The sequence below is a fragment of the Microbulbifer sp. ABF4_107 genome, from assembly GCF_056312215.1.
In genome coordinates, this window is the sequence record NZ_CM149983.1 from 1,942,349 (window position 1) to 1,959,638 (window position 17,290).

Genomic DNA, 17,290 nt, shown 5'->3' on the forward strand with positions numbered 1-17,290 from the left:
CAGATTTCTCGAACACACTTTCAGGAGGAGAGTTTGCGACCCGCTGTGAACACAAGTACACAGCTGTCTGTGTTTAGGTATAGCAGAGCATTTCCCTCTGCCAGTCCGCGTGTCACCAAACCCATTGGGTTGTGGACGCAAACTACGCCGGAAGTTCAGCCGGCGGAAAAATTGCTGTTTATGGAGCTGGATACCAGAGCGGAGACAGGAAATTCAGACTCGCTGCAAATAACTCTGGTATTCCACATCGGTTACCCGGGCGGCAATTTCCGCCTGCTCCTGGCGCTTCAATAGCACGAACAGATCAACAAACTCCGGATCCATATATTCCCGCCACAGCGGGCTGCTCTCGAATTTTTTCACCGCGCCATCCCAGGTGTTGATCAGCTGTTCGCTTTCTACCTGATAGGCATCGCCCTCAACCGGCGCTGGCGGCTGCAAAGTATTCTCCAGGCCATGACACACTCCGGCGAGAATGGCCGCCAACACCAGGTAGGCATTTACATCGGCGCCCGCGATGCGGTGTTCAATGCGGCGTGCCTTGGCCTCACTGGCGGGAATACGGAAAGTGACCGTGCGATTGTCGTAACCCCAGCAGAGATTCAGCGGTGCATGACTGCTCTCCTGGAAGCGGCGATAGGAATTCGCGTGAGGGGCAAAGATCGCCATAGCATCGTTGGCGGTAACCATCATTCCCGCGACGGCGTGACGAAGCAGCTCGGAACCCTCGTCACTGCCATCGTCAAAGACATTGTTGCCGTCATTGTCCACCAGGCTCATATGCACGTGCATACCGTTACCTGCCAATTCACCAAACGGCTTGGCCATAGCGCTCACCCGTAAACCGTGACTGCGGGCGACACCTTTCAGCAAGCGCTTAAACAGCAGGGTCTGGTCGGCAACTTTTACCGGGTCATCGCAGTGCAGTAGGTTGATCTCGAATTGACCAGGCGCGCATTCCGACAGAATGGAATCCGCTGGTATTCCCTGCTCCTCACAGGCTGCACGCACATCGGCAAAGAAATGTCGCTGGGCATCCAGTTCTGCCAGATCGTACACGTCGGTGGAAGGTACCAGATCGGAGTCATTGTCGCTTACCGGGCGCGGGCGCCCCAACTCATCGGCCTCTTCCCGCAAAAGGTAAAACTCGAGCTCGGTGGCACAAACCGCCTTGTAGCCCAGCTTGCCCAGACGCTCGACAACTTTTTGTAATTGCGCCCTGGGGTCTGCGTATAGCACATTGCCATCCGCCTCAAACAACTGCATATGCAGCTGTGCAGTCTGCTCCCGGTGCCAGGGCGCCAGGCAAATGGGTGAAACCGGATGGCACACGCCGTCACTATCACCACTGGCAAACACCAGCGGGCTGTTTTCAATATCGCGACCCCAGATATCCAGACTGACGGCACTGCGCGGCATTTGCAGGCCGCCCGCCAAAAGCTTCTTGGCTGAGTCCGCCGGCAGCCATTTTCCTCTGGGCACCCCGTTGATATCGAAAGCAAAACCCTCGATCCACTTCAGGTCCGGATGCGATTGGAGGAAGGCTTCCGACGGTTGAAGGATATCCGTGGGCGGCTGATATTTTTGTTCTGCTGCCATAAATGAATTCACGCGATTGATGAGAATTGGCTTGAACGGAAATCGGCGCCCCCCTTAGAGAGCGGACGCCAGCACCGGAGTTTACGCCATGGCCTTGGCGGTATCATCCAGAGCGCGACGGGCTTTTTCCATCAGCTCGTCGATCTGTATGGTATCCAGAATCAGCGGTGGAGCGATGATCATGGTATCGCCAGTGGCACGCATAACCAGGCCATGCTTGATACTCATATCCCGACATACCGCACCAGCGGTGCACTTATCGTCAAAACGCGCCCGGCTTCCCTTGTCCTGCACCAGTTCGAGAGCGCCAACCAGGCCAAGACTACGCGCTTCCCCAACAATCGGGTGATCTTGCAGTTCGGCCCAGCGCTTGGCTAGGTACGGGCCGGTGGTATCCCGCACCGTCTCGATAATCTTTTCTTCGCGCAGAATGCTCAAGGTAGCAATTCCTGCAACACAGGCCGCGGGGTGAGCCGAGTAGGTGTAGCCGTGGGTGAACTCGCCGCCCTTGGCTTTGATCACTTCCGCTACGCGGTCGCTCACCATGGTGCCGCCGAGAGGGAAATAGCCGTTGGTAACGGCCTTGGCAAAGGTCATCAGGTCCGGCTTCATACCGTAGTAGTCCGCGCCGAACCACTCACCGGTGCGTCCGAAGCCAAAGATCACCTCGTCCATCACCAGCAGAATGTCGTACTGATCGAGCACCTTTTTTACTTCCGGCCAGTAGGTCTCCGGCGGAATAATCACGCCACCGGCACCCTGAATCGGCTCGGCGATAAAGGCCGCGACCTTTTCTGGGCCCAACTCCTGAATTTTCTCATCCAGGCAACGGGCAGCGTGCACGCCAAACTCTTCTGGTGACATGTCGCCGCCCTCACCGAACCAGTAGGGCTGCTGGATATGCTCAATGTAATCCAGCTTCTGGAACTGCTTGTGCATGCCGCTCATGCCGCCCAGGCTGGCACCACCGATGGTGGAGCCGTGGTAGCCGTTGGTACGGGAAATAACGATGCGCTTCTCTGGCTGTTCCAGCAGATCCCAGTAGCGGCGGATGATACGCAGGTTGGTATCGTTGGCTTCACTGCCGGAACCGGTGAAGAACACGTTGTTCATGTGTGCCGGCGTCACCTCCGACAGCAGGTCGGCAAGCTCGATGGAGGGCACGGTGGTGCACTGGAAGAAGCTGTTATAAAACGGCAGCTTGTTCAACTGCTCGTATATGGCCTCGCTGATTTCCCGGCGGCTGTAGCCCAGGTTGCAGCACCATAGGCCGGACATGCCATCGAGCATTTTGTGGCCGTCGATATCGGTGATATAGGCGCCTTCTGCGCTGGTAATTACACGGGTGCCCTGTTTACCCAGGTCGCTGAAATCCGTAAACGGGTGCAGCAGGTGCTCGCGGTCATGCTGTTGCAACTGGTTCTTGTTCATGAACTCACTCCTGATTCGAATGACGCCAACGGCTACCACGGCACTCCGAAGCGGCCGCCAAAAATGTGATCACATTTTAGGGGTAAGAACGGAAGCTGTGCAACTGCTATTCACCGGCCAGTCACAAACGGTCGAATACCACTACACGATTAGCACAAGCGTAGTGCCAATTGGCGGTTAGTGGTTGCACGACATTTGAGGGGAACTCTGAGGGTGGAAAGGCGAACAAGGGAATATAAAAGAAGAAGTATCGATGGGAAGGAAATCCGCGATCAGCGCCCCATACCGGCAGCCACCGGCATAACTGCCAGAGGCCACCAGTACCAGTCAGTCGCGGAGGTCTTGCACCACCGCGACGGTTTTAACGGCGGAGCGCCCTACACTGGGAACCTAGTGGTCCATGAGGAAAGTTGTGTAACTGTTCGCTTCACCAAAGCGTCCAGCTCTGCGTTGAGAAAGCTTGAAATAGCACCACTATTCCTGCGCCTTCTCGCCTTGATCTGAACGCTTTGGCTGTGCTCCTTAGTCACCCAACTTCCCGCATGGACCACTAGCGGCTGTCCGTTAGCGACTTTCCATTCGGCCTCTCGGTTATCGCAACAGACACCGGTTCGATATCCATGACCACGCCGACTACCGAGTACTGATCTTTGGTACCGGAGCCATAGAGCCAGTAACCACGAGACTCGTCGGTCTGCCGGAAGCGGAACATCACGCCCTGCCCGCTCTCGGCATCAAAAGAATAGCGACGCAGCTCACGCATTTCGCTGTTGTCCAGCAGGGAAAAGCCGAGCAAGTGATCCAGGCGCGGATTTGCCAGGGCAATACCACTGCCCTGGGTAGCGCGATAGCCGAACGCTTCTCTCCCCTGGGTCTCGCTTCCGTTGGCGATTACCTCGCCGTCCTCCCAGCTCCATCGATCTCCGGCGCTCAGTACATTGAGTTCGACACCCTGCGCGGCAAATGCCTGGCCGGCACCGCCATTGCCGGTAAAGCGCGCGCGGCGACCATCTGCCACCACTAAATTACCCGCGCCCAGGACTTCCATGGTTTTGCCGCCCAGATCCACCAGCAGTGCGGTATCTTCATCGACACCAAAACCAATCTGTTCGGCCACTTCAGAACGGTTCCCCAGCGCTCGCACCAGGCGCCCCAAACGCGCTTTGCGATCAAAATGCTGATCCACAATACCGACCGGTAAAAAACCCAAGCCACGTGTCAGCAACAACTGGCCGGACTCCTGACTTTCCATCCCCGCGTAGTCATTCACGATAGGCAGCGTCAGCGCGCTCAGGGAATCTCCGGCAGCGATCATTGTGTTGCTCATAATCGCCGCACCGGCACTGGTCCCACCGATCACTGCACCCCGAGAAAGCTGCTGGCGGATAGCCTTGAGTACCGGTGTATCCGCCCCGTCCGCCGCCAGCAGAGTATCCGTGGTTCTTGTCTGATCGCCACCGACAAACCAGATCCCCCCCACATCCTGCAGGCTGTCGGCCAATGCCTGGTCGTGCGCGCCATCGCGCCACCGGCTTTCGTCTACCGATTCCGTCGACGCATCATCTTTGACCGCAATGGGCAATACACGCACATCACCAGTGAACCCGAAGGTTCGCAAATCATCGGCGAACTGCTTTGCATAATGGGCCGGCCGACCCGATGCGGCGGGGACAATCGCTACATGAGGATAGGCGGCAGGAACAGAATTGATAAAAGCACGGTAAATAGACTGGTTGTCACTGCGCAGGGCGCCACCGACAATCAGCAGTCGCCCAGAGTCAGCGTGAGCATGACGTTCGGCTTTCAACGGTTGTTTGTTCTCAGTTTTGCATCCCAGCGAAAACAGACAGACCGCGATCAAGAACAACCGAGACACTACAGAAAAACTCATACACATAATTCTACTCGCAAGTAGTCAGACTTTGCCGGGCGGAAGCAGTAGCGATATGCGGCTTCTGCCCGCTCCCCGTACATGCGCTCCGTACGAGGGCTACGCCCGTAGATTTCACGAAAAGAGCGGCTGAAATGCGATGCAGAGCGAAACCCGCACTGTAACCCCACCTCTTCAATGGTCAGTGCACTCTCAAATAAAAGCGCTCGTGCCCGACGCAATCGCAACTCCCGATAATAGCGGGCTGGCAAGACGCCCTTGAAGCGACAGAAAACACGCTCCAACTTCTTCACGGTAATATTGAGGTACGCCGCCAGCTCGCCGGTGCGCAACGGCTCGCAGAGGTTGTTGCGCATCAGTACCAGCGCCTCATCCAACAGCTGTTGATCCTTAAAAGCGGTCACTGAGTCCTCCTCTCAATCAAAACATCGCGCCGTGCGCAGCTGGCGATCGAACAACTGCCAGCGGCCTCGCGCCATGACGTGTGTGATCTGGAATCGCTGTGGATCCACCAACATCAGATCCGCGTCGCGCCCGGCGGCCACCTGTCCTTTACGCTTGAGACCAAGCGCCCGCGCCGGATTACTGGAAACCACCTGCAGCGCACGGGAAAGCGCCACGCCCTCGTCCTGCACACTGCGGCGGAATTCTTCGAACAGGCTGGCGATGGAGCCCACCTCGATATCCTGCAACTCCCCAAGATCACAAAAATTGGTCAGCGAACCCTGGGCATCGGAAGAAAAGGTCATCTGATCAATAGACGCGCCCTGCTCCAGGGCCAGTGCCAGTGCCTTGCTCGCGCGCATTTCACCACTGGCCAGGATTTCATCGGTTGTCGAGGTGGTAAAATCGATAAAGCCACCGGCACGGGCAAACGCGACACCATGCTCCAGTAGCGCCTGATTGCGGTTCATATGGGTGGGATAAAACTGGCTAATCGGAATTTCAGAGTTTTCCACCACATCAAACAATGGCTGTAATCGGGCAGCACCGTCGCCCACATGTACGCTGATGACACCGCCCTTTCCGCTCAACAGTCCCGCGACACGCGCATCGGCGGCGATGCGTGTCAATTCATCCCGGGAAGGATGAGACGAGCGATGGTCCGAAATGGCCAACTCACCAACACCAATAATGTTGTCAATCAGCATGATGTCGCTGCGCACGCCACCGGTCAGTGTGTTTACCGGCACCTGATAAGAGCCGGTTTGCATGAAGCAGGTGATACCCTGCGCTTCCAGTGCCTTGGTTTTTCCAAACAGTTCATTCAGGGTTCGAGTGGTCGCATCGGTACCGAGCGCACCGACCACCGTCGTCACACCCGCCGCGAAAGCTTCGCGCACATCCAGCTCAGGAGTGCGCGAGCCAAAGCCGCCCTCACCGCCACCGCCGCTGATATGCACCAGCGTGTCGACCAGGCCTGGCATTAACCAGGCGCCATCCGCATCCACCACCTGGCCAATATTATCTGGCAGTTCCAGGTGCTGATCGATCTTGACCACGCGATCCCCGGCCACCAGAACATCGCAGCGGCCGAGACCACGAGGCGCGAACACCTCTGCATTTTTGATCAGAGTTATTTGAGACATAAAAAACTGCTTAAACGTTAAAATCCGGAAATCGCGGCAACGAGCACCGCCAGTGACGCGAACAGAAAGAGCGCCCCTTGCAATGGCAGTACAAAGCGGATCCACACTCCCCAATCCAGGCGCGCCGCGCCCAGGCAACCCATCAGAGCCGCTGACGTGGGGACAACAATGTTGGTCAAGCCATCGCCCAACTGGAACGCCAGCACTGCGGTCTGTCGCGTGACACCCACCACATCGGCGAGCGGCGCCATGATCGGCATGGTCAACGCGGCCTGGCCGGAACCGGAAGTGATAAAGAAATTGAACACCGTCTGAAACACCAACATAAACCAGGCAGAGACAGCGCCGGACACATCCGCGAGACCATTGCCGGCGGAATGCAAAATCGTATTGAGGATACTGGCGCCCTGAGGATCATCTCCGCCGAGCAGCAGAACAATCCCCTTGGCAAAGGCCACAACCATCGCTGCGGGTAACAACTGCTGGGCTCCCTCTTTGAAAGCCGCAGCCGCCTTGTTCGCGGTAAGCCCATTCAGCCCGAAGGCGATAGCCACCGCGGCAATCACGATGCCCATGGTGAAAAACTGGCTGGCGATTTCCGGGAGGAAGTAACTGCGCTCTACAACGCCCCAGATCATCCAGGCGATGCCCACACCAAACAGCAGGAGCACCCAGCCATCACCGCGCATCATGGTCTGCAGTGATTTGACGGATACTGACTTTTCGCGAAACACCCGGTCAGACTCGTAGGCCAATGACCGCGCCGGATCCCGCTGAACCCGTCGCGCATAGAAAATGGTGTAAGCCGCGAGACCACAGGTAGCGAACAGCCACAGTGCCATACGCAGGCCACTGCCGGACATCAACGGCACACCGGCGATACCCTGAGCGATACTCACTCCAAAGGGATTCATCCACGAAGTGGCAAATCCAACCTGAGTGGCGACGTAAGTCACCAGCAGGGCCGTAATACTGTCGTACCCCATGGTGACCAGTAGCGGCACCACAATCAGGGTAAACGGAATCACCTCCTCGCCCATGCCAAATACGGCACCGCCAAGGGAAAACAGGACACACAGGATTGCCAGATAGAAGTGTCCCGCTTCGCGATTGCGCGCGATCACCTGAAACAGACCACGCTCCACCGAGCCGCTGGCAAAAATCAGGCCGAAGGCACCACCGGTCAGCAGAATAAAAGCGAAGACTCCGATAGAAGCGCCCCACTTGGTGCCAGAGACCATTCCCTCAAAAGCAAAATTAAGGAAACCGATACCGCCACCTTCGGCAAACAGCGACATCCCCGCCGGCTCTTCGGAGGCTCGCTGGTAGCTCGCGGGGTCAATCACCGTGCGCTCAGTGCCATTGACCACACTGGTAACGGTGTCAAAGGTGCCCGCAGGAACCAGAAAGTTCAGCGCGAATGCCACCAGCGCCACCGCCAGCAATATCAGATAGGTATCCGGCATTGCCCAGGTTTTGTTCACTAGTTGCTCCACATCACCGGTCATATCGGCACCGATGGATTGGGAATCGCTGGTCTGCATAGAAATACACCGCAGTAATTAAAAAGGTTCGGCGGGCGTAAACCTCACACCCGCCGAGATCAGGGCCCTGTGAGACGCCGATCAGAACGCGTAGCCGTAGCTCAGGGTGTAGAAACGCCCCATAGAGTTGTGGTTGAAGTGATCCACGTTGGCGCCAGTGCCCAGTACCAGCGGCGGCTCTTCGTCCAGCAGGTTGTTCACCCGCAGGCTCAGCCAACTGCCGTTGTCGAAGTCGCGGGAGACGCTGAGATCGAAGGTCAACCAGCTGTCGACTTCCACGTTGCCTTCGTCATCGAAATTGACGCGCGACAAGAAGTACTCAGCACCCGGTTCGAGGAGAGCGTCCAGAGTACGAGGAGCGGGATCATCCATGTAGCTGTGGGTATACCTGGCGGACAGAGTGGAGGACCAGTCCTCGTAGCGCCAGCGCAGGGAGCTATTTGCCAGCCAGCGTGGGTAGGTATAGTTACCAGCCTCACTGACTACGCCGAGTGCATCAGACGGCAGTTTGTCGAACTCCGCCAGGTAAGTGCCATCCAGCGTAAACCGGAAGCTCCCCCAATTTTCGGTTTCGATGTACTGGGTCAGAGCCATGTCCACCCCGCTGGTTTTCTGCCAGCCAAGGTTAGATAACTGGAAGTGTGCGTCCACCACGAAACCACCGGCCACTTCAAGGCCAGGTTGACCGGTGGGCAGCTCTCCCTCGCCTACCACTGCGAAATCACCGTTAAAGGCACGCAGGATAAAATCATCCTCTTCCACACCGATCAGGTTTTCGTGCTCAATGTTCCAATAGTCGATTGTGACTTCGGTGTCGGCGGTCGGTTTCAGCAGGAAACCAGCCCCCCAGGTGGTCGCGGTTTCCGGTTTCAAATCATCGTTACTCACATCTTCCGATAGCAGAGATTCACCCGACTCATCTGCCAGGCCGTCACAGGCGACTGGCGTAATACTGCAATCAACGGAATAACTGGACAGCAAGGTGCCCGCTCCCACTTGCGCCAGGGATGGAGCCCGGAATGAGGTGGACCAGTTACTGCGGAAGATAATCGCATCGTTAAACGCGTGGCGCAGGGCAATCTTTGGGTTAGTGTCACCGCCGAAGTTATCGTAGTGATCGTACCGAAGCGCGAACTGCAACTCGGTATTGGCTGCCAGCGGAATCATCTGCTCCATATATACCGCCCACTGATTGCGTGCAGCGTCGGCAGAAGTAGAGCTAAAGCCAATGATAGGTTCGGGATTCACGGTAGTGGAAACAGCGTCGCCCGAAGGAGTATCCACCACACTTTCACGGCGGAATTCACCACCAAAGGCCACTTGAACGGCCCCTGCCGGCAACTCAATCCAGCTACCGGAGATATTACCGTCAATCGCGTAAAGGTTTGATTCACCGCTACGTTTTGCATCAGTGCGAATCAGGCCATCCATTTCGGCGATCTGATCAACCTGTCCACCGAAAGGATTGTACCAGGCAGTGGTTTTTCCCAGATCCTCACAGGTTTCACCCGCCCCAAAACTCGCACCGGGACGTGCCAGGTCCACTTCCCAGCGATCGACAACAGAGCCGTCGGTACATAGGTTGCCCAGGCTTGCGTTGTAGAAGGCATCCGCCTTGTACAATCCAGAAATTCCGCGCTGTTCGGATTCGCTGCGACCCATGTTGGCGGCAACTTCCCAGTTCCAGTCATTCACCTCACCGCGGAGGCCGGAAACCAGCCGCACGGCTTCGTTTTCCACTTCTACCGCACGCGCATCCGGGAATTTGCCCCAGGCGTAAATCGGGTAACCGTAAAAATCGCTGAAGTCGCTGGTGGGATAATCCGGGTGGAGGGAGCCTTCTTCGACCATATCCGCTTTCAAAGCTTCAGGCCAGTAGGGGTTTTCCGGGTCGAACGGCGCGCGGGAGAAATTCGCCGGTGAAGAGGTACCGCGGGACTCACTGGTCTGCAGCATCAGGGTGTTAAACCACTCCAGGTTGTCGGAGAGGTCGTAATTGAATGTAGCTACAACACTGGCGCTCTCGTACTCATCCTGAGTAGCGGAAACCGCATTAGCATTGAATTCGCAGTAGTCCCCTAGGCTTCCCATCCCAAACTGATCCGCCGGGCAGCCGCCAGAGGCAGGGCCCTCTGTTTGGTCGAGCCACATCAATTCGAGATCATTAAAGCTCGGATACACACCCTGCTGGCTCGGACGCACAGAATCCGCAGTCAATTTTCGATCGCGATCATACATTGCATTGCGGGAAAACAGGTCCACTACAACCATGGTGTGGCTGTTCTCACCTTCGCGGCCCCACACCCAATTCAGGTTGTATTTACCTTCATCGGTACCCGCGGTGGAGTTGCCATGGGTCAGTGAAATCTCACTGCCGGTAAAGTCATCACGCAGCACAAAATTCACTACGCCGGCGACAGCGTCGGCACCATAGGTTGCTGCAGCGCCACTGGGCAACACTTCAACACGTTCAATCGCAGACAGCGGAATGGAATTCACGTCGACAAAGGATTCCTGCCCTTTGGCAAAGGAGCTGACGGAAACACGACGACCATTTACCAGAACAAGCGTTGAGCTCGCACCAAGGCCGCGCAGGGAAACACCCGCTGCACCCACCGGGGTACTGCTGGACAAAGCGCCGGAAGTCGCGGTTGAAAAAGTACCACTACCACCACCGGTCTGCGTCAGTTGCTGCAGAATTTCGATCGGAGAAGTCGCGCCGGAGGCTTCGATATCATCGCGATCGATCTGCACAACCTGTACAGCGCCTTCCGCATCCAGCCCCTTGATATGCGTACCGGTAACAACAACCTCTTCTACCGCATCAGCCACTTCCGGGGCTTCTTGTGCAAAAGCAATGGCGCCACCGCCCAACAGTGAGCACCCCACTGCCAGCCGCACTGCCTTGCTTAAAGGATTTTTATTTAGCTGAGTTCTGTTCAACTGGGTTTTGTTATCCATTTTTATGCCCTTCAGGAATGAATTCCTGTCTCCGATTGTTCTTGTTGATTTTCTTAATCTTTTTTCCGGACAGGCAGGCGGATGCCAACCTCAACCGGACATATGATGACGTTCAGAAAGAAAACCGGCGGCATTGCAGTACAAACCAAAATCCAATAAATACAGAGCGCAGCCAGGCTACGAGCAGTACCGATGAATCAGGCTGGAGATAAGAACGGAAAATCCGACTTATAGCTTCCTTGCACTCACGCAACCTGCAGTGACCTTTGAAGGCTTTCTAGAAGAGTCTCTAGACTAGAAAAATCTCTAAAGCCTTGATCAAAGACGTCGCGGAGCCCCCGGTTATACCGAGGTGGGGAAGCTACTCGTCAAACCACTCGCTGAGGTAGTAGTTGGAGGAGCAGCGCTCGATGGCAGCAATACTATTCATTTTGCTCTTTTCGCGCTGTTTTTCTTGAGGCCGGTCAGCCTTTTAAAACCAATAGCCAAACCGAGCCTATTTTTTATCACGGTGAAAAAATGCTGTAAAGCTTTTCTGCTACGGAATTTAGTTTTTAAGTCGGACCGCCGCGCGGCCGAATAATCTGCACAATCGCAAATCGGGATTCGATGAAAATTTTGCACACATCTGTGAAACCATATATCCGGAAACGGGTTGAGAGAAGAACACTTTCCCAACCCACTCTGGATCAATACCAATCCGGTCTAAGTACTTTTACTGGTAGGGCTGGTTGATATAGTAGTTGCCCGAGCGCCCATCAATGCCGATGCGCTTCGGTGTCACATTACTGGCGCCATTGGAAATATTGAACTGGTCAAACTCGTCCAGCTTGTAGCGCAACACATCTTCGTACACTACCGGCTGTCCGCACTGGGCCTGCGTCCTCGACGTCTGGCCGTCTTCCTGCAGGATATAGACACTGCCAGCACCATCGACTACACCGCTTCCATCGGGAGTGAAGAAAATGGAGGTGGCTTCATCAACCCCTATCCCCTGGATCCCTGCGGGCAATCCAGCCATGAAGGCCATTAGCCGGCCCATTCGGTCGCGCTCGGCAAAGTGTGTATCGACAATCAGGCCCTGCATGATGGGCGTACTGAGGAAGTTGGATGAAATATTAATGTATTCGTGGCAGAGGTCAGAAACCGCTTCCGACGAGTAGGCACCCGGCACACCATCGGGATCATAGATGTGCTCGGACTGCACAGCGGCGCCCGCCGAAGTACCGCCCAATACACCTCCGCGAGCCATGACCTCATCAAGCGCCTGCTGCAGTTCCGTTCCCTGCCACTGGTTCAGATAATCCGACTGGTCGCCTCCGGCAATCCAGACAAACTCTGCAGAGCGCACAACCCAGGCCACATAATCATCGTTCGCATATTGCGGGCGATCCACAATCAGCGTTTCTACAGAATCTGCATTCAATAGATCTTGCAGGTAATCGTTATAGCCATCACTACCACTGGTACGCAGCACGACAACGTCGCCACCATCAATCAGCGGTTCCACTCTCCGGGTGAAGGCAGCATCCACATCACTACCGCCCCCCATTACCAACAGCCCCCCCGCGGATTGATTCACACAGATATCCGTCTCGCTTCCGGTGATGTAGCGAGTCAGCCCACCGGGCTTATCTGGGCGCGCACCCAGATCGCAATTGCCGCCACCGCTGCTCCCGCCACTGCTACTGCCACCACTACTACTTCCACCACCACTGCTCGAAGGGATGCCATCGACGCTCAAGGTGTAATCCCCGCGTCCACTGTAGCGCGTCACCTTCAGTGTATAGAGCCCGTTGCCAGCCACACTGACACTGGCGGCTTCCGGACGATCACCGGTTTCCGCACTGTAAAGCCGCTGGGACACGTCGTACAGATGCCAGTCAAAGTCGTCGCCACTGGCGTGATTCAGAGAGATATCGAGATTTGCGGGAGAATTGATATTGAAGTAATACCAGTCCTGGTCCCGACGATTGGCAATGTTGCCATCGATCGTCTGACTGGAACACACAGGTCCATCCGCATCGGACTCCGCGTCGTTGGATTCACTTTCGGCGGAAATACAAGCCAGCGCTCCGTGACTAAACGCAGATAACAGCAGAATTGAAATAAATTTACTTCCCATATTGGTCTCCTTGAGGCGTCGTTATAGTTATTGCCTCGCAAGAGTAACCAAACCGCTGGCTGCGCATTTGCGATTCACAGCCAACGGGAGAAAACAGACAAGTTCGGGAAAAAAAAGAACAGTTTTTGCGGGAAAACGGACTAAATACCGCAGTCGATGGCATCCAACAGCATATGGGTAACCAGTCCAATACCCAGCCAACGCACCGGCTTCCACGGCAGAAACATCATCGCGCCGTAGAAAGAAATCGGGAACATAGTGTGCAGAGGATGGAAGTTGATACTGCAGCGATCCGGATCGTACATCGGCGACGCAAGCAGGTGGTCGAGATCCACCAGGTTTGCCGCCAGCATAAACAGCGCGGCCTTCTTCCATTCGTCACGAAAGAAATACCAGGCGATGGCGAGGGGAATCAGGAAATGTAAAACGATATGTAAATAACTGAACATCAGTGCGGCATTAACTCTTCAGCAGAAATAGAACCCAGACCCTCTTCGATATCCTGACGGATGGCCGTTCGCACGGCTTGCTCGTCTTTTAGCGCAATGGCCTCAACCAGGTCCTGGTGCCTGTCCGGCAACTCCTGGACACCGAAGCGCTGAAAAACCAGGTGCTGCAATGGTGCCGTTTGCAGCCACAGGCTTTCGATCAGGGACAAAATGATATGCGGGCGCCCGAGACGGTAGAGGGTGAAGTGAAAATCCAGGTTACCTGTCACATATTCCTGAATATCGTTTTTATCCAGCGCCGCTGTGACCCGATCATCCAGCGCACGTAAAGCCTCCAGCTCTGACTCGCCCACGTGGGGTAAAGCCTGGGCTGCGGCCTGACACTCCAGCGCCACTCGCGCCGCACAGATTTCATCCAGTTTTTCCCGGGTCATGGTGGGCACCGTGACCCGCCGCGTATCCGACAGTTCCAGCGCCCGCTCTGAGGTCAATCGGCGCAGCGCTTCGCGCACGGGCATCGGGCTACAGCCCAGCTCCGCGGCAAGGCCGCGAATCGTAATTGGGTTTCCAGGCAGGAACTGACCGCGGAGTATGGCATCCCGCACCTGATAGTAAACCCGCTCCTGGGTGGTGCGGAATTCTTCCTGAGGCTCGGTAAACTCGGCGTCTTTCACTGGTGGCCTTTTGCTATTGGTCCCGCGATCACGGATTCAGTCCTTCAGGCACCGTCACACACGGCCTGCGCGCCGCCTAAGCGGAAAGGGCCAGCTTGTGGGGTGCCTGGTCGCTGCCAACTTCGATCAACTCGCTGGCAATGGCGCCAGTTTGCCACAATTCGAAGAAATCCTCCGCTACCTGTTTGCCCGCCTCGGTCACCGCATTCCAGTACTTGAGGCGCTCCTCGGTAGAGAGCTTCACGAAATCGTCCCGATCCGGGATTTTGCTGAAGGGCAACTTGGCCACCCAGGACGGCGACGGTGCAACGAGAATCACATTTTCCATGGCGCCCCCACGTACCCAGCGCCAGCGCAGACTCTTGTCGAACCAGCCCGGCACCATATAGGGAAAGAAGTGGGGATACAGAACCAGCCCCTGCGGGTGCTCAAAGCCGAGGTCGAAATGGTAGTCGGTGATACCGCCATCGCGGTAGTTTCCTGTGGGGGCCCCGGCGGGCGTGGGCACTCCGGCCATCACCAGGGGAATAGACCCGCTGGCGAGCACCGCCGGGCACACATTATCTGCGCTGAGCGGTGTGTTGACGGTGCTGAGGTTGCGAAAAGCCACACTCGGCGCCTCGCCAGAGTGGAATACCACCCGATCCCAAAACGCACGCAGACTGCGGCGACTGACCGCGTTCGCCAGGGCCGACGCCAGCAACGCCGGCGCGAGCAGGGCTTTTTTCTCGCTGGCCAGCGGCCCGCGTCCACGCACGGTTACAAAGTGGCTGCGCCAGATAACATTGGTCGCCACCTGCTGCGCGCCCTCTTTACCCAGCACATCCAGCAGGATCTTCTCACCAGCACCGGTAATCTCCGCCGGTAACGGTCGGTCGCTGGCGTACGTCTGATTGACGTAGCCGTACTCAAGCTTTTCCAGCGCAGCCATCGGGTTGGCGGTGGCATAACACATGTTGCGGAAGCTACCGATAGATGAGCCGAGGGTAGCGATGGGCGTTTTGCGGTCGCGGAAAAACTCGCCAATCAGTACCCGATCCAACTGGCTGATCGACAACCACTTGGGGCCGCCGGACGCTCCGACCAGGGTGGACACCATGCCCTGATTGAGACCTTCCTCCCGCACTCGCCGGGCCGCGCTGGCACCGGCAAGAATCACACAGCTTCGGGGTTTATTTGGCTTCACCATCTTTACTCTCAACTCAACTACAGCGTACTTCGTTAACTGCGATTACCTGTGGCGGGTTACCACTCCCCGGTGTTCTCCATAGACGCCCAGGGCTCCTGCGACGGCAGAGAGTCACCCTTCTGCAACAGTTCGATGGAAATATTGTCCGGGGACCGTACAAACGCCATATGACCATCCCGTGGCGGACGGTTGATGGTGACCCCCATGTCCATCAGGCGCTGACAGGTTTCGTAGATATTGTCTACGCGATAGGCCAGGTGGCCAAAGTTCCGGCCACCGGAGTAAGATTCCGGGTCCCAGTTGTAGGTCAGTTCAAGACAGGGCCGCGCGTCGGCATCCGCCGTGCTCTTGTCTCCCGGCGCCGCCAGAAATATCAGAGTGAAGCGACCTTTCTCGTAATCATTGCGCTTGACCTCGTACAGGCCCAGTTTGTCGCAATAAAACTCCAAAGATTTTTCCAGGTCGGTGACACGCACCATTGTGTGCAAATATTCCACTGCAACGCCTCCTATGCGGGATTAAAATCTCAGGGATTCTCTGTTCAAGCCATACGACAACATTGCCGGCTTGTTCAGATGCTCCCTAGTACATCGAATAACGGATGGCAATTTAGCCACCCCAGATAAAGTTACCAGAGCGAAATGTATCAAAAATACTATCGACATTTTTTACAGGCCGCCCAAAAAGCGGCCTCCCCTGGCTGCGACCTGCCGGTTCTGCATATGGCATGCCACTCCCACCACTACTGGGCCGACATCACCCTGGACGCGGTGAATGCCTACTGGCAGGACGCTGCGGCTATGGCCGACCTCAAGTGGGAGAAGATTTTCGGCGAGATGATACCGGCCTTTCAGCGAAGTATTGCAAGCACACTCAATCTGCCCGCGCCGGAACAGATCGCGCTGGCGCCAAATACCCATGAACTGGTATTCCGCCTGCTGAGTGCATTTGATCTGAACGAGCCTCTGCGCATCCTTACCACCGACGGCGAATTCTACAGCTTTGCCCGCCAGTTGCTGCGCCTGGAAGAATTGCCCAATGTGCAGGTAACCCGCATTCCCACCCTGCCCTACGCCACGCTGGCGGAGCGCTTTGATGAGGAGCTGCAGTCCGGGCAGTACCAGCTGGCCTACGCCAGCCAGGTCTTCTTTGACTCCGGCGTTGCCTTTCCGGACTTGCTGGCGCTGGCCGAACGCAAACCCGCAACCACTGAGATGGTGATCGACGGCTACCACGGATTTTTTGCCCGCCCCACTGATCTCGGCGCCGTGGCGGACAAGGTATTCTACACCGCAGGGTCTTACAAATATCTCGGCGCCGGTGAGGGCATGTGCTTCATGAGCATCCCCCGCGGTTGCCAATTGCGACCACTCAATACCGGCTGGTTCGCAGAGATGGCGGAGCTGGAGAACCGCGCTGAAGGTGTCGGCTTCGGCAATGACTGGCTGCGCTTCGCCGGCGCCACTATGGATTTTTCGCCGCTGTACAAGGCGCTTGCTGTACTGGATTTGTATCAGCGGGAAGATCTGACCGTGGGTGCGATCCACCGCTATGTGCAAAACAATCAGCAACGCTTCCTGCAGGCCATGGATAGTGCCTCGCACCCGATCCTGAACCGGCAAAACCTCATCGCCCACGACCTGCAAAACGGCCACGGGCACTTCTTCACCTTTCGCTGTGGCAGTGCCGATGCAGCAGAAAAACTCCAGGTGGAGCTGCGTGAAAAAAATGTATTGTGCGATCGGCGCCAGCACCTGCTGCGTCTCGGTTTCGCCCTGTACCACCCGGAAAACGAAACTTTCGCACGCCTGTTCACCTGATATTCATCTTTTTGGCGC

Annotated in this window: 13 protein-coding genes; 1 reads left to right on the forward strand and 12 read right to left on the reverse strand. The window is 56.4% G+C overall.

The window, feature by feature from the left end; genetic code table 11:
* Nucleotides 1-213: 213 nt before the first annotated feature.
* The 12 genes from ACYX4K_RS07965 to ACYX4K_RS08020 all read right to left on the reverse strand — a co-directional run bounded on the left by ACYX4K_RS07965 (nucleotide 214) and on the right by ACYX4K_RS08020 (nucleotide 15,949).
* Entirely contained in the window at nucleotides 214-1,599 is a 1,386-nt protein-coding gene (locus tag ACYX4K_RS07965; protein WP_475092651.1) for a glutamine synthetase family protein, read from the reverse strand.
* 81 nt (nucleotides 1,600-1,680) lie between these two features.
* Entirely contained in the window at nucleotides 1,681-3,030 is a 1,350-nt protein-coding gene (locus ACYX4K_RS07970) for an aspartate aminotransferase family protein (protein WP_475092650.1), read from the reverse strand.
* Between the two features lie 550 nt (nucleotides 3,031-3,580).
* Nucleotides 3,581-4,837, reverse strand: coding sequence for a cyanophycinase (locus ACYX4K_RS07975; protein ID WP_475092649.1), 1,257 nt, complete (start codon nucleotides 4,835-4,837; stop codon nucleotides 3,581-3,583).
* An 80-nt stretch (nucleotides 4,838-4,917) separates the two neighbouring features.
* Entirely contained in the window at nucleotides 4,918-5,325 is a 408-nt protein-coding gene (locus tag ACYX4K_RS07980; RefSeq protein WP_475092648.1) for a helix-turn-helix domain-containing protein, read from the reverse strand.
* Nucleotides 5,326-5,337: 12 nt separating this feature from the next.
* The gene (iadA, locus tag ACYX4K_RS07985; protein ID WP_475092647.1) at nucleotides 5,338-6,510 is read right to left on the reverse strand and encodes a beta-aspartyl-peptidase; all 1,173 of its coding nucleotides are present in this window, start codon (nucleotides 6,508-6,510) and stop codon (nucleotides 5,338-5,340) included.
* 17 nt (nucleotides 6,511-6,527) lie between these two features.
* Nucleotides 6,528-8,054, reverse strand: a complete 1,527-nt coding sequence (gene yfcC, locus ACYX4K_RS07990) for a putative basic amino acid antiporter YfcC (RefSeq protein ID WP_475092646.1) — start codon at nucleotides 8,052-8,054, stop codon at nucleotides 6,528-6,530.
* Nucleotides 8,055-8,135: 81 nt separating this feature from the next.
* Nucleotides 8,136-10,844 (reverse strand): TonB-dependent receptor domain-containing protein, encoded by a 2,709-nt coding sequence (locus ACYX4K_RS07995; protein ID WP_476178824.1) that lies wholly within the window; start codon nucleotides 10,842-10,844, stop codon nucleotides 8,136-8,138.
* A gap of 886 nt (nucleotides 10,845-11,730) precedes the next feature.
* Nucleotides 11,731-13,140, reverse strand: a complete 1,410-nt coding sequence (locus ACYX4K_RS08000; RefSeq protein ID WP_475092645.1) for a Type 1 glutamine amidotransferase-like domain-containing protein — start codon at nucleotides 13,138-13,140, stop codon at nucleotides 11,731-11,733.
* Between the two features lie 140 nt (nucleotides 13,141-13,280).
* The gene (locus tag ACYX4K_RS08005; protein ID WP_051686841.1) at nucleotides 13,281-13,589 is read right to left on the reverse strand and encodes a DUF6122 family protein; all 309 of its coding nucleotides are present in this window, start codon (nucleotides 13,587-13,589) and stop codon (nucleotides 13,281-13,283) included.
* A complete protein-coding gene (locus ACYX4K_RS08010; protein WP_475092644.1) occupies nucleotides 13,589-14,263 on the reverse strand; it encodes a GntR family transcriptional regulator in 675 nt (224 codons plus the stop codon). Before ACYX4K_RS08010 ends, ACYX4K_RS08005 begins: the two co-directional genes overlap by 1 nt.
* A gap of 76 nt (nucleotides 14,264-14,339) precedes the next feature.
* Entirely contained in the window at nucleotides 14,340-15,452 is a 1,113-nt protein-coding gene (locus ACYX4K_RS08015) for a hypothetical protein (RefSeq protein WP_475092643.1), read from the reverse strand.
* Between the two features lie 56 nt (nucleotides 15,453-15,508).
* A complete protein-coding gene (locus ACYX4K_RS08020; protein WP_475092642.1) occupies nucleotides 15,509-15,949 on the reverse strand; it encodes a VOC family protein in 441 nt (146 codons plus the stop codon).
* A 144-nt stretch (nucleotides 15,950-16,093) separates the two neighbouring features.
* Between ACYX4K_RS08020 and ACYX4K_RS08025 the strand changes: the two genes are divergently transcribed.
* Nucleotides 16,094-17,272: a hypothetical protein gene (locus ACYX4K_RS08025; RefSeq protein WP_475092641.1), complete on the forward strand. Its 1,179-nt coding sequence runs from the start codon at nucleotides 16,094-16,096 to the stop codon at nucleotides 17,270-17,272.
* Nucleotides 17,273-17,290: the final 18 nt, after the last annotated feature.